The following is a 14,172-nucleotide window of genomic DNA, read 5'->3' as shown; positions in this document are numbered from 1 at the left end:
GGATAATAACCCCCTTTACTGGTTCTTTACCACATAGGAGAGAATTTCATCCGGGCTGACGCCGTAACGGATGCTCTCTATGACGGTAATAATCTTCTGAATCTCCTCCTCCTTGAAATAGAGGTATGAATTCAATGTGGCGATGGAATATGGATTCTTGCGGCTGGTGGCACTGTAGATCCTGCCCAGAACTTCCTCGGCCAGCATCTCCAGCTCGGTATTATCCGAGTAGTCCATGTCTTCCAGTCTGCCATAGTACGTCGTCTGCAATGCATGGAAAAATTCATCCAGCGTTCCGGCTTCCACAAGCTTTGTGATCTGCTCCTTCTTTAAATGGAATTCGATGGGAATGAGCAGTGCGTAAATGTCTGCCGGCTGCAGGTTATAATATTTTTTTGAACGGTATATCCACTGAATATTTAAAAGGTCCAGCTTGCTGCCGAAGCAGTCGGTGAGGAGCTTCTGTTCTTTTCGGGAAAGATACTTTCCCTTGACCTTCCAGATGGTTTTGAAATACAAAAGATCCAGATGGATCTCGTAATCAAACAGGGAAGGATGTTCCACGTCATCCAAATGGGTCAGCAAATCGTAATAGATCGACCCGTCTAAATTAGAGATAAATTCCTGTACGCTTCCCGACGAGGAAAGCCTTATTAAATCAAGCTTTGAATGCTTCTCGAAAAAGTCCTGGAACACCGATAAGTCTATTTCAGGCTTCTGGTGGCCCAGCGCGTTGCGGAAGCATTTCTTCAGGATATCGATCTCATAGTGCATGAAATATAAATCCAGGAATTTGCGCTGCGAAAGGTTTGCGAAACGATAGAGCTTTGCAAAATCCTGGTATTGAGACAGAATCAGACGCTGTTCGATGGCGCCCCGGTGCAGCTCGACTCCCTCCAGATTGGAAAAAATCATGCCGTAAGCGGGCAGCCGCCGTAAATATTCCACTGCGTCGGATACTGATTCAAGCGTGGACATCTCGCCGAACTGGCGGTCGGTGATCAGATGGCTCTCCATGGCCCGGACCTTGGTAGTGATGCCGCTGTAGGATAGCAGGCCTCCCATATGATCACTCCTTTGTCATTTTTTTAAATAGATCCTCCACATATTCTGTGTGATGTTCCTGATAACGTTGTTCCATTGCGTGAAGGACGTTCTGGGAATCGTTCCGCTGTTTTTCGAGACGTTCGTTCATCTCGATCTCCATTCTGGCCCGTAGTTCTTCAATCCGTTTATTCGTCTCGGCTTCCAGCTGAGCGTCAAAAGCTGCAGTCCGCTCTTTCATCTCTTTGGCAAATGCTTTCTTGCGTTCATTGGCATCCTCCATGATGGCGGTAGCAGCAGATTCGATCTCGGATATCTTTTCAATAACAGTATCCATATATTGCCCTCCTCTAATTATAATAAAACTCGTACACGCACAAGTTTCAACTTATAATCATACTACAAATTTAAAAATTTTCCATAGTAATTTTAGAAATAGGATATTAAAAATTATGGAAATTCAATATTTTTTAACTTTTTTGATTAAAAATTATCAATTTCTTGCTTTTAAGGAAAAAAATGGTGCACAAAAACGGCGGCGAAAGTACTTTCTTAAAATATAAAAGACCGCGGTGCGGACAGTGCCGTCATATGACGTCTGTCCGCATCGCGGTTCTAAACATTCGTTTTTCGCGGAGTGATTGATCGTACCGTGAATCTGTGATTGGAATATTACTGGGCTGCAGTTGTCGCTTCTGTCTCGGAATCCGACTGCTGAGGCGCTTCTTCTGCGGCCAGATACTTACTGGATACATAGGCCTGCCTGCCCTCAAACATAATGACCGCCCAATCCTGATCATGGGCCTGGACGTATTCGACCACTGTTCCGGGAACCAGTGTTCCCAATACTGCGCCGGTCTGTGAAGGTTCTGCTCTGACGTTCAGTCTGGGGCTGGCTGTGGTCTTATAAATCTTCGGGGCTTCCGTCGATGGCTCCGGTTCTGTCGCCGGTTCCGGCGCTACAGTCGCTTCGGTGGTAACTTCCGGAGAACTGGACGGAGCGCTTGTCTCCTTCTTATCATCCTTGCCGCCGAAAAGCTTGAAGAGGCCCATGGCCGCCAGAACGATAACGAGAATAATCAGGAAGATTACTGCCGGTCTTAACAGGTCGTAGGGATCAAATCCTTTTTTCTTTGAGCGCCGCCTGCTCCGGTTTGCCGAAGACGGTCTCTGGCTGCTTCGCTGACCGCTTCTCTGGGGAGACGAACTCCTCTGGCCGGTGCTTCTCTGAGCCGACTGTGCGGATCTTGCCGCAGGCCGCTGCTGTGGCTTGGCGGGGGTGGTACTGCGGCGTCTGCCGCTATAGATATTTGCAAAGGCAGCAGCTTCCTGGGAAAGAAGCTGATACGCTTCATTCGCATCATAAGGGCTGTCATTACCATCATGAACAGCTTTGTTGCCAAGTACCCGAATTCTGTGATAGTGGTCTTTTGTGGCCTGGGATATCCAGTGGCCTTCAAACAACTGATCGATGCTGTCCGCCAGATCCCCATCTACAATCAAAGCCTTCTCTCCAAGGCAGTTTACCATAAATTCCAGTGCCTGGCGGGATTTGATCATGGCCAGATTATACTGCTTCTGGCCGATGAGACGTTCTGCCTCCCGGACACTTTGCTGGACCTTTGTCCAGTTGTTGTTGTCTGTAGTTCCCATATGCTTCCTCCTTTGCAAAAAACGATCGTATACCAATATACAGATATTATACTAGATTATCTGTAATTGTGCACCTATTATTTTGAAGTTTTTTATTTGTAAGAGAAAAGTAAAAAATAGCAAAACCATAATAAATCCCCTTCAAAAAGCCCGCACTTGCGTTCGAATCGTATTCTATGGTACAATCAGAACGAAAAAATTATACAGGTACTGGAGGATATGAATATGAGATTACGCCATATTCCAGGCTCGGAGGAAGAGATCGCAAACAGCCCTTACGTGGTTTCAAACCCGGAAGAGAAGAAGGGGCGCTGGAGCGAGTTCTTTGGTAATGATAATCCAATTGAAATAGAAGTAGGCATGGGAAAGGGACGGTTTATCATGGAACTGGCGTCCAAAAACCCCGGGATCAATTATGTGGGTATTGAGCGGTACTGCAGCGTCCTGCTGAGAGGAATTCAGAAACGCCAGGAGATGGAGCTTTCCAATATCTACTTTATGTGTGTGGATGCGAGAGAGCTTTCTGATATTTTCGCTCCGGGCGAGGTAAAGAAGATTTATCTTAATTTTTCCGATCCATGGCCCAAGGACCGCCACGCGAAGAGGCGTCTGACATCGGAACCGTTTATGGAAGTGTATAATAAGATTCTGGCCCCGGATGGTGTCGTGGAGTTTAAGACGGACAACCGCGGACTGTTTGACTATTCCCTGGAATCCGTGCCTGCGGCCGGATGGGAGATCAGAGAGTATACGTACGACTTACACCATTCCGACATGGCAGAGGGAAATATCATGACGGAATATGAGGAAAAGTTTTCTTCTATGGGTAACGCCATATTTAAGCTGGTTGCGGAACGGAAAAGGAAGTAACCGGGAAAAGGGACTGGCACGCCGGAGACCGCCTGTCATATAATGGAGTTAACAGGATATGACAGGAGCGGTCCATATGGGAATGAAAGACAAGGTAACCGTAAAACTTCTCCAGGCGACAAGCGATAAGACGGAGCTCAACAAGAAGGCACTGCAATGGAAGAAATCCTTCGTGGAAGTGAACAAAACTCTCGGTACTTCCTCCCCTAAAAAGAAGAAAAATAAATAATTATGAAAGAGTTGTAAATATTTTGTAAAAAAGGGGTTGACTTTTGTCAAACGCAGTTATATAATAACACACGTGTCACCGAGACAGGCACACAAAACTGAAGAGAAGCGCCTTTAGCTCAGTTGGTAGAGCAGTAGACTCTTAATCTATTTGTCCAGGGTTCGAGTCCCTGAAGGCGCACGAAAAAGTTCCGATTTTGCAGACTGAGAGTTGCGGGGTTGGGGCTTTTATTTCGTATTGTCACAATCTGTTTGTTCTCGAAAGAGTGATTTAAGCTGATGAAAGATTCCCATTCATAAATATTTCCCCCAAAATATGTTACAATTTAACTAAGGAAACTCTGTTTTTAATAAAATAAAAGCGGAGGGAAAGTGTAATAACAGAGTGAGGACAAGTTATGGAGTATGATTTTAAATCGTTGTTTGACTATGATTTTGAGTTGTTGTGCTGTGATTTGTTAAGTGCGTTATTAAAAAAGAGGATAGAAAACTTTCGCAGAGGAAAGGACTTAGGTATCGATCTGCGGTATGCCGGAACGTCTCAAGGGCGAATTGTTGTTCAGTGTAAGCATTTTGCTAATACGCCTTTTTCTGGTCTTTATCGCGCTGTGGTTAAAGAATATTCCAAAATTAAGAAGCTTAATCCTGAGCGCTATCTGCTAATAACATCCTATCCTTTAACACCTGGAGAAAAAGAAAGACTATTTGATGTCTTAAAACCATACTGTAAGTCAATCGATGATATATTGGGTGGAAATGAAGTGAATTCTCTTCTTCGTGAGCATCCTGAAGTAGAGCGTGTTCATTATAAATTATGGCTTACCAGTACTGCAGTTTTAGAGAAAATTCTTCATAGTGAGGTTTATCAGCAGAGCGAGATTCTTCAGGAAGAAATTAAAGATAAACTTAAATTGTATGTTCAAAGCCAGACTGCATATGGAAAGGCTAGAAAAGTACTTGATAATTATAATTGCTGTATTATATCGGGAATTCCAGGAATTGGAAAAACCACGCTTGCTGAGATACTGTTGATATACTATCTTGATCAGGATTATCAAATTGTTAAAATTCAATCGGATATAAAGGAGGCGCTTAAGGCGTATACTCCCGGTGTCAAACAGGTTTTTTTATATGACGATTTTTTGGGAGATACGGCTTTGGAGATAAAGGCTAATAAAAATGAAGGGAAAGAACTGATCTCTTTTATGAAACATATTTCCAGGCAGAAGGGAAAAAAGTTTATCCTGACTACCAGAGAGTATATTCTTAATCAGGCATGCCAAAGTGATGAAGAGCTTGCAAGGCAGGACTTTAAGTATGATAAATGTGTGATTTCTTTGGAGGATTATACGAAAGCTGACCGGGCCCGGATTTTGTATAATCATCTATGTTTTTATAACATTTCTAACGCATGTATTGAGGATCTGTTAGTAAACAAACGGATTATGAATATTATTAATCATCCCAATTATAGTCCGCGGTTGATTGAAAGTGTTATGAATCTTTACCATAGTGGTGGCGGTGGTAAATTTTACGAGTTCTTTATGAATACTTTATCTCATCCGGATAAGCTGTGGGAAAAGTCGTTCTGCCGTCAGATCAGTCCCGCCGCAAGAGACTTATTGCTTCTGGTGTGTTCATTCAGTAGTCCGGTCTCTGTTGCCAGGCTAAAAGAGTGTTATGAACCTTACCATCGTCATAAGACTATTTTGGAAAACCGATCTTTGTCAAGTATCGACTTTAAGGATGCCTTGAGGGAGACAGAAGGAACTTTTATTATAATCGACAGGTCGCATATTTCCTATCATAATCCTTCCGTACGCGACTTTATTCAGGGGTATTTACTGGAAAATGATGTGGAGTATCGGATGCTTTGCGAGGGGGCGCAAGATTTTGATTTAAGCATTCAGCTAGCCGGATTTAATGAAGATTTATGTATAGCTCAACGGAATTCTCTGATTGATGCAGTTAAAAGGACATATAACAGTGGAGTCCAGTATGAGTGCGGCGGATTTCAAGTGATGGGAAACAGGGCAGTTAAATTAGCACGTATTAATAAAAATCTCAAGTTTCCGGAATTTCATAAGATGGTAAAAGAATTCATTGATAAGATACCAGACCTGTTAGAAGAAGAGCAAAAAAATATGACAAACGAAAACTGCTGCTTGAAAGTAGCGCCACATGAATTACGGGAGATACTGGAAGGATTAAAAGCTGCCGGTTACGGAGAGAGTCTGGTACGAATGAAGTATGATAAAGTGTTTGAATATTTACAGGCATGGTTTTTCTGGTCTATCATTTATTCTATAGAGGATTTTATGTTGTTTCGTGACTTATTGTCTGAATGCCCTCTCGAAATTGACGCGTTAAATTTTCCTGATGTTTATCTGGCTTTGGAGGATTTCAGAGACAATATTGCAGAAGAACATATACAGAATATTGATTATGAAAGTGACTGTGATGAATACCTGGAAAGTATAGAAGCATTACAGAGTTTATTTAAGATAGACCTTTCGGGAGCAAGGATGGCAGCCGAGGAACGTTTTTTTGAGCTCCATGATTTTGAAGACGAAGAAGATGATTATGAGTTTAGGGAGGAGAAAAATAACCAGCTGTTTAATGATGGAGTTATTTTAGATATGTTTCAAAGCCTTCTGGAGAGAGGAGAAAGCTTCGTATAAGTTAAACCTGAGCCGGTTTAACTGCTTTCCCTCTCCACCAGCGATGCAGAGAATACCAGATGCTGCACGCTCGGTTTATTATCGGAAGGCGCTTCAATTTCATCGATGACCATATGTGTCGCTTTTTCGCCCATCTCGTGGGCGGGAATCTCCAGCGATGTCATGGTCGTCTCTAAGAGTCCGCCAATGGAGTGACCGGTTAGGCTTACCAGCCGGATCTGCTCCGGAACGCGGATATTTCTGTCTTTTAAGGCGCGGATCGCCGCCATCCCCTGAATATCCACGGCCGCCATGATGGCGTCCAGTTCCGGATTCTGATTCAGAAGATCTTCTGTACACTGATACCCGTATTCAAAATTGTTGCCCGGCATCGGAGAGGTGGCGCAGGTTTCTGTCAGCCCCAGCTCTTCCATGGCCCGGTGATAGCCGTTATAGCGTTCCCGGTAGGGCGCAAGGCTTGTGGTGCCGTTAATCAGGCCGATTTCCCGGCAGCCCCTGGAATAGAGATATCTGACGGTGTCGTAGCCGCAGGCGTCGTAATCGGCAATGACGCTGCTGATGCTTCCTTCCTGCTTCCGGACGATTTGGGTCACCGCAATGCCTCCGGCGTGGATATCCCGCAGGAGGTGGCCATTACGCCCTGTACCGGCTATGATAATGCCATCCACGAAACCATTGCGCAGGCGGTTTAAACACTCTTTCTCGATGACCGGGTCATCCTCCGTGTGACAGATGAGCGTCGCATACCCCAGCTTTCGGGATTCCGATTCGATACTCTGAGTAATATCGGCGAACAGCGTCAAATGAAGGCGGGGAACGACGACGCCGATGGTATGGCGTTTTCCCTGACGCAGTCCCTGGGCAAGAACGTTGGGCTGATAGCTTAATTCCTTCACGGCTGCGAAAATTCGGGCCTTTGTATCTGGATGGACATAGGAAGTATTGTTCAGCGCCCGGGAAACCGTGCTTACATCGACACATGCCAGTCTTGCAACATCTTTTAAAGTAGCCATAAGATCAATCCTTTTCCATTTATTTTTGCAGAACATTATATACAATCGTTTGCCTATAATAACAATATAGTACAGTTTAAAGCGGATTACAAGCAAAATGCGGGAGAAATACGAAAGAATTACGGGGAAGATTAAAACCTTCTTTTCTTAAGCGTAACACGGTCCGATTTATACAAAAGACGGTGAATTTGCACAAAAACTATAGGTATAAACAAAATATACTATACTTTATACAAATATTTGTAGGCTGTATGCAATAAATTGCAGGTCGGGCCATATCTATTGACCACCGCATTGCGGTATGGTATAAAGGAGCTACAGACATACAAACGATTGCATAAACGAAGCTGAAACACCAGCGCGCGATGGTGAAGTAGATTTCGGGGCAGACCGCTGTGTCAGATGACATTCAAATTGAATAAACAGATTGGAAAAACAGATTAAATAAGGCAGATTGAATAAAACAGATCAGGCTTATAAAATGAGAAGGAGATTAGAATTATGGCAAAAGTAAAAAATTTTAAAACAATTTTCCCGGCAGTATCCGTACCTTTAAATGATGACTATACAATCAATGAACCGGAGTTCCGTGCTTACCTTCGTTGGATGAAGACTTTCTATAATAAGGGAATCCAGGGACTGGTGTGCAACGGCCATACAGGTGAGATCACAGGCCTTTCCCGTGCGGAGCGGAAGCGTGTGGTTGAAATCTGCAGCGAGGAATGCGGCGATATTATGACGATCATTTCCGGAATCAACTGCGAGAACACCATAGAATCCATTGAGATGGCAAAGGAAGCAAAGGAAGCCGGAGCGGACGGAATCCTGCTGATGCCTCCTCACATGTGGCTGCGCTTTGGCATGCATGCGGACGCGCCGTTTGAGTATGTGAAGGACGTGGCAGAGGGCGCGGATATTGATATCATCATTCACCTTTATCCGGCCACCAGCAAGGCGTTTTATCCGGTCGAGACACTGATTAAGATGTGTAAAGAAATCGACCACGTAAAATGTATCAAGATGGGAACCCGTGTTACCTCCATCTATGAGCACGACGTTCGCCTCCTTCGTCAGGAATGCCCGGATATCTCTCTGATTACATGCCATGATGAGACACTCTGTGTCAGCTGGTTCCCGGGAATGGACGGCGCCTTAATCGGCTTTGCAGGCTGTGTACCGGAGATCATCTGCCCGGCCCGCGAGGTATTCGCCAATCCGGAAAATCACACATTAAAAGAGGCCCAGGACTGGTCAGACCGGATCTATCACATTTCACAGGCTATTTACGGCGGCGGCCAGCCATCCGGCGAGGCCCATGCACGGCTGAAAGAGGCACTCGTACAGCGCGGCATATTCTCCAGCGGTTTAATGCGTAAGCCTGTGCTTCCCCTGAACCAGGAAGAGAAGGACTGGATCGCGCTGGGACTTAAGAACAGCGGCATGGAAAAAGTGGACATGAGCCAGTTTCAGTAATCAGTAATGAAATCCAGTTGTAAAATCAGAGAATCGAAAGGATTATAAAGAGGCGGTGCCGGAGGCAGCCGACACCGCCTCTTTACAGGAGAGGTGAAAATATGGGGGAAGAATTTGACCAGACAAAAGTCAAAAAAGCATCAATTCTGGAACTGTTAAAACGTATTGGTCCGGGTATTATTCTGGCGGGGGTCGTAATCGGACCCGGAAACATAACGACATCTGCAATGCTGGGCTCCAACTATGGGTATTCCATGATATGGCTGGTGATTCCCATCGCATTTATGGGAATCACATTTATGCTTACGACATATCGGCTCTCTATGCTTACGGGAATGCCGGTAATCCATGCAATACGGCATTACTATGGAAAAGGGGCGGCAGTGATTGTTGGCATGGCCACATTTTTCTCGTGCCTGTTCTTTACCATGGGTAATATCACAGGATCGGGAGCCGGTATGAACCTCATCTTTGGAATGAACTGGAAGTTGGGCTCTCTTATTATGATAGCTGTTATTCTGGTGTGTTATTTTACCAAAGGGGTTTATTCCAAAGTGGAAAAACTGATCACGCTGTGTATTCTGGGAATGATTATCTGCTTTTATGCCACGCTGGCTGCCACGGGCGGACCGGCATGGGGAGAGCTTGGCAGGGGGCTTACCCACTGGAAGGTCGCGGATGGCAGCCTCACTACGGCGCTGGCCTACATAAGCACCAATGCGGCCATCACAGCGGGCATTTACGGAACGTATCTGGGCGTTGAAAAGAAGTGGAAAAAAGAAGATTTGTTCAACGGAATCATGCTTGCTGACGCCATCGCCCATGTGGCCGCTGTCATCCTGATATCAGGGGCGATAGTTTTAGTCGGTGCGATAGTACTGCATCCGACAGGAACGGCAATCAAGGCTCCGGCCCAGCTGGGCGATCTGCTGATTCCATTTTTAGGCAAAGCCGCGCCGGTCGTCATGGGCATTGCGCTGCTTGCAGCAGGGTTTTCCTCACTGCTTGGAAATACACAGCGCGGTATGGTGCTGCTTGCCGCCGGAATCGATAAGCCGGTGGGGCTGGAGACGAAGTTTATCCGCTGGGGCTGCCTTCTTTGCATCGCTTTTGCGGCAGTCATCTGTTACAGCTACGGCGGTTCCCCCACTCAGCTGATCTTCATTGCCAATATTGCAACTGCGATCGCTACGCCGTTTGGCGGATTCTTCGTCTGCCGGCTGATTTTCCGCAAAGACGTTAATGCCGGATTAAAGACTCCGAGGGTACTTCAGATCTGTATGGTGATCAGTTACGCCTTCGCCCTGATCATGACAGGCTCCGCTCTCTGGAAGATGTTCTTTTTGTAATTGTGAGAGGCAGCCTGTGGGATGACGGGAATCTATAATAGAAAACCAGGGCAGAGAAAACAATTCTTGTTTCAGGAAAATTGTTTTCTCTGCCCTGGTTTTTCAGTTACCCAGCAGCATTAACATCACCGTAACGACAAACTCCTTTTCGTTCGGTGTGACCTTCATCTCTCCGTCGTACTTTTCCACCGTCGTGCGAACGTTGGAGAGTCCGATTCCGCAGAAATGCTGGCCTTTTTTTACACTTTCATACTGGTTTTCCTTCAGGATGTACTGGCCGTTATAAGAGTTTGTGACCTTGATAATAAGAAAGGACTTCTTAAACAGAATTTCCACGTCAATAAAACGGTCCTCCGTGTCTCCCTCCATGCGGCAGCAGGCTTCCTGGGCGTTGTCCAGTAAGTTTCCCAGAATAATGCATAAGTCCACGTTGTCGATCGGTAAGTCCGGCGGAACCATGACATTTACTGTCATGCGGATGCTGTTCAGGCAGGCTCGTTCTTTGGCATCGTTCAGCAGGATGCTGATCAAATTGTTCCCAATGTTGACCGTGGAAGACAGGTGTCTGGAATCGGTGTAAATCTCGTCGATGTAATGAAGCGCATCCTGATACTGCTCCAGTTCGATGAAGGATGCGATGCAGTGCAGATGGTTTTTCAGATCGTGGCGCATGGCCGCGACCTCGTGCTGGGACTTTTCCACACTCTTGTAATAATCTTTCTGATGTTCCAGAAGCTTGGACGCCATCAGACTCCGCTCGCTGGCCTCGTCGATCATCTCGGTCTTGTCGATCAGATAGAACAGCGCGAAGGACGTACACATGAGAATCCCGGATTCCGATAAATAAAACGGAGCGGTCTGGTTGATGGTCCGCAGATAAAACTGATGTATGACGATAAAGAGGATTCCGGCCGGTGCTAAGTAGGTGATGGCGGAATACAGGTTGTATTTATTGTGGCGGCGCATGCTTCGGAAGTAGATGAACAGCCAGGTAAACAGGATAAAGACGACGCAGGCCGCAATCTGTGACAGAGGGCTCTGAATCAGATTGGAAGGGACCGACGGCAGATCCGCGTGCTTTAGCGCCATGAAAAATGTGGAACAGGCCAGCTTGCAGGAGTAATGCAGGGTGACAAAGAGGTACGTCACGAGGATCTTAATCTGAAGCGCATCCGCGAAAAAGAGGCAGGCCAGCAGAAGCGTAAACAAAAGATAGTAGGTCCACGCGGAAAACAGCGGCCAGCGGCCGGCATACGTGACAAGCTGAAAAACGAAATACGAAAAAAGCCCCAGGTAATAGTATTGATTGGGGCGGGAGTTACGCCTTAAGAAGGCACGGTACATCTGAAACAGAATCAGTGTCTCGGCACATGACAGAATTGTGTCCAGAAGCAGCTGGTAATAAACCGTCATATGATCTGCTCCTCCATATAATCTAAAAATTTCTGGTTTACTTCCCTGTGGCGGTGACGGCTCAAGGGAATCACTTCTCCGTTATCCAGTGTTACAGAATCCTTAAAAATGTTGTGAACGTGCTTCAGGTTTACGATGAAGCTCTTATGAATCCTGAGAAAGCCATGGCCTTCCGTCTGCTCCTCAACGGCGCTGATCCGTCCGGTAAAGGTATAGTCGCCCTGTCTGGAGGAGATGTGGATAGACCGGATATCCGATTCAAAATAGAAGATATCTTCCATGGATATGACGGTAGTCCCGCTCTTGCTGGGAAAACGGTAATAAGCCCCCCTCTTTTTATCGATGGAGGCGAAGATGTTCTTTGTGATTTTCTGAAATTCCGGCTTTGATACAGGTTTGACGATGTAACGGGCCGCATTGATCTTATAGCCCTCGATGGCGTATTCCACAGTTGCCGTCACGATGAGAATGGCCACATTCTGATCCACTTTTCGTATCTTCAAGGCAGTTTCGATCCCGTTTAACCGGTCCATCATCATATCGAGGATAATTAAGTCGAACTGTCCTTCCTTTTTATATGCCTGCGCCAGCTCTACTCCGTCGTGGAAGGAGGACAGCTCCAGCGGATAGTGAAATTCAGGTTCTGTCAGATAATCCGTTATTAACTGCAGGTCTGCCGGATTGTCATCACATATTGCAACTTTATACATATGGCTTCCCCTTTCCGAATCCGTCCGCCGGTGCGGACAGATTAAAAATAGCTAAATCAGGTGCCGTTTCTGACATGAAAAATGTCTTTTCTGCACAGATAATTGACTATAAAATCATAAGAGTTAAAATGGCATTTGTCAAGTGACACATATACCAAATAAAAGGGGGAATTAATTCTATGGTTGGTTCCAAACAGACAGCTCCGGAAGGAACGGGTATGCAGAAAACCCTATCCATCTGGAACTATTTCACAATAGGTTTCGGCGCGATCATCGGGACGGGCTGGGTGCTCCTGGTGGGTGACTGGATGATTATCGGCGGCGGTCCCATCGCTGCAATGATTGCATTTTTCATCGGTGCGTTATTTCTGCTTCCGATTGGCGCGGTGTTCGGAGAACTGACGGCGGCAATACCGATATCCGGAGGTATCGTCGAGTACGTGGACAGAACCTTCGGCAAAAACGTTTCATACATAACGGGCTGGTTCCTGGCGCTTGGAAACGGAATCCTATGTCCGTGGGAGGCAATCGCAATCTCCACACTGGTTTCTGATATGTTCGGCGATATGCTGCCGTTTCTTCGCTCCGTAAAGCTCTATACGATTATGGGGGCCGATGTGTATCTGTTCCCGACAATCATCGCTCTGGGCTTTGCGTGCTACGTAATCTTCTTAAACTTTAAAGGCGCGAGTTCCGCCGCCAAGCTGCAGGCGTTCTTAACAAAGGCGCTGCTGGGCGGTATGCTTCTGGCTATGGCTATATCTTTTGTAAAAGGCGGTCCGCACAATATTTTACCTGCTTTCGGACAGGTGGATGGTGCCGGTTCCTCTACGAGCGCAACAAACATGTTTGCCGGAATTGTATCCGTCCTTGTCATGACACCGTTCTTCTATGCGGGATTTGATACGATTCCGCAGCAGGCGGAGGAGGCGGCGGAAGGCCTCGATTGGAATAAGTTCGGCAAGGTAATCAGCATGGCGCTTTTGGCTGCCGGCGGCTTCTATATGATCTGTATCTATTCCTTCGGAACCATTATTCCATGGTCCGATTTTGTAAAGAGCTCCGTACCGGCTCTGGCCTGTTTAAGAGACATCAACATGTTCCTGTATGTCATTATGCTGGTAATCGCAACCCTGGGGCCGATGGGACCGATGAACTCCTTCTATGGCGCCACCAGCCGAATCATGCTTGCCATGGGACGAAAGGGTCAGCTTCCGGAGAAATTTGCTGAAATTGATCCGAAAAGCGGTGCGCCGAAAATGGCCAACATACTTCTTGCATGCTTAACTATAGTCGGACCGTTCCTGGGCAAGAAAATGCTGGTCCCGCTGACCAATGTATCTGCGCTGGCATTTATTTTCTCCTGCACCATGGTGAGCTTCGCTTGTCTGCGTATGAGAACGACGGAACCGGATCTTCCAAGACCGTATAAAGTACCCGGCGGCAAGCTGGGAATCGGAGCCGCCTGCCTGGCCGGTTCCATCATTATTGCATTAATGGTTATCCCGATGAGCCCGGCGGCCTTAAAGCCGGTAGAGTGGCTGATCGTAGCAGGCTGGCTGGTAGTTGGCCTCATCTTAAAGATGTTTTCACAGAAAAAATAATATATCTAAAAATTAAAGTCCAGCTAAGAAATGTCAAGAGGTGATGTGAAAAAAGTTGATATTTTTATTATCCTAAAAAAGGGTAACTTAAATAAGCCTAGCTACATGGAGATTTTAAAATTAGATGTCCAATT

At 46.1% G+C, this 14,172-nt stretch carries 12 protein-coding genes and 1 tRNA gene; 7 read left to right on the top strand and 6 right to left on the bottom strand.

Features of this window, described 5'->3' with window-relative positions:
* Window positions 1–15: 15 nt before the first annotated feature.
* The 3 genes from H8S75_RS27630 to H8S75_RS27620 form a co-directional block, all read right to left on the bottom strand.
* Window positions 16–1,065, bottom strand: coding sequence for a V0D/AC39 family V-type ATPase subunit (locus tag H8S75_RS27630; protein WP_187024283.1), 1,050 nt, complete (start codon window positions 1,063–1,065; stop codon window positions 16–18).
* Between the two features lie 4 nt (window positions 1,066–1,069).
* The gene (locus H8S75_RS27625; RefSeq protein ID WP_187024282.1) at window positions 1,070–1,381 is read right to left on the bottom strand and encodes an ATPase; all 312 of its coding nucleotides are present in this window, start codon (window positions 1,379–1,381) and stop codon (window positions 1,070–1,072) included.
* 335 nt (window positions 1,382–1,716) lie between these two features.
* Window positions 1,717–2,697 (bottom strand): SH3 domain-containing protein, encoded by a 981-nt coding sequence (locus H8S75_RS27620; protein ID WP_187024281.1) that lies wholly within the window; start codon window positions 2,695–2,697, stop codon window positions 1,717–1,719.
* 225 nt (window positions 2,698–2,922) lie between these two features.
* Here H8S75_RS27620 and trmB point away from each other — a divergent pair, with 225 nt between their 5' ends.
* From trmB to H8S75_RS27600, 4 genes are all read left to right on the top strand, one after another.
* Entirely contained in the window at window positions 2,923–3,567 is a 645-nt protein-coding gene (gene trmB, locus H8S75_RS27615) for a tRNA (guanosine(46)-N7)-methyltransferase TrmB (protein WP_187024280.1), read from the top strand.
* A gap of 76 nt (window positions 3,568–3,643) precedes the next feature.
* Window positions 3,644–3,796 carry a hypothetical protein gene (locus H8S75_RS27610; RefSeq protein ID WP_002605347.1) on the top strand — a complete coding sequence of 51 codons (153 nt, stop codon included), beginning with the start codon at window positions 3,644–3,646 and terminating at the stop codon, window positions 3,794–3,796.
* A 107-nt stretch (window positions 3,797–3,903) separates the two neighbouring features.
* Window positions 3,904–3,976: transfer RNA gene (locus H8S75_RS27605), tRNA-Lys, on the top strand.
* Window positions 3,977–4,193: 217 nt separating this feature from the next.
* Window positions 4,194–6,476 (top strand): nSTAND3 domain-containing NTPase, encoded by a 2,283-nt coding sequence (locus tag H8S75_RS27600; RefSeq protein WP_187024279.1) that lies wholly within the window; start codon window positions 4,194–4,196, stop codon window positions 6,474–6,476.
* 17 nt (window positions 6,477–6,493) lie between these two features.
* Here the strand turns inward: H8S75_RS27600 and H8S75_RS27595 are convergent, their stop codons facing one another.
* The gene (locus tag H8S75_RS27595; RefSeq protein WP_187024278.1) at window positions 6,494–7,489 is read right to left on the bottom strand and encodes a LacI family DNA-binding transcriptional regulator; all 996 of its coding nucleotides are present in this window, start codon (window positions 7,487–7,489) and stop codon (window positions 6,494–6,496) included.
* Between the two features lie 501 nt (window positions 7,490–7,990).
* Between H8S75_RS27595 and H8S75_RS27590 the strand changes: the two genes are divergently transcribed.
* Together H8S75_RS27590 and H8S75_RS27585 are read left to right on the top strand one after the other, a co-directional pair.
* Window positions 7,991–8,962, top strand: a complete 972-nt coding sequence (locus H8S75_RS27590; protein ID WP_187024277.1) for a dihydrodipicolinate synthase family protein — start codon at window positions 7,991–7,993, stop codon at window positions 8,960–8,962.
* 101 nt (window positions 8,963–9,063) lie between these two features.
* Window positions 9,064–10,311, top strand: a complete 1,248-nt coding sequence (locus H8S75_RS27585; RefSeq protein WP_187024276.1) for an Nramp family divalent metal transporter — start codon at window positions 9,064–9,066, stop codon at window positions 10,309–10,311.
* A gap of 102 nt (window positions 10,312–10,413) precedes the next feature.
* Here the strand turns inward: H8S75_RS27585 and H8S75_RS27580 are convergent, their stop codons facing one another.
* Both H8S75_RS27580 and H8S75_RS27575 read right to left on the bottom strand, forming a co-directional pair.
* The gene (locus H8S75_RS27580; protein ID WP_187024275.1) at window positions 10,414–11,724 is read right to left on the bottom strand and encodes a sensor histidine kinase; all 1,311 of its coding nucleotides are present in this window, start codon (window positions 11,722–11,724) and stop codon (window positions 10,414–10,416) included.
* On the bottom strand, window positions 11,721–12,434 hold the full coding sequence (locus H8S75_RS27575; RefSeq protein WP_187024274.1) for a LytR/AlgR family response regulator transcription factor: 714 nt from the start codon (window positions 12,432–12,434) through the stop codon (window positions 11,721–11,723). Before H8S75_RS27575 ends, H8S75_RS27580 begins: the two co-directional genes overlap by 4 nt.
* A gap of 179 nt (window positions 12,435–12,613) precedes the next feature.
* On the opposite strand from H8S75_RS27575, the gene H8S75_RS27570 reads away from it, so the two are divergent.
* Window positions 12,614–14,038, top strand: coding sequence for an APC family permease (locus H8S75_RS27570; RefSeq protein ID WP_187024273.1), 1,425 nt, complete (start codon window positions 12,614–12,616; stop codon window positions 14,036–14,038).
* Window positions 14,039–14,172 lie beyond the last annotated feature (134 nt).

This window comes from Hungatella hominis (genome assembly GCF_014288005.1).
GTDB classification, from domain to species: domain Bacteria; phylum Bacillota; class Clostridia; order Lachnospirales; family Lachnospiraceae; genus Hungatella; species Hungatella effluvii.
The sequence above is the reverse complement of the archived record's forward strand: the minus strand, read 5'-3'. Positions and strand labels throughout refer to the sequence as shown.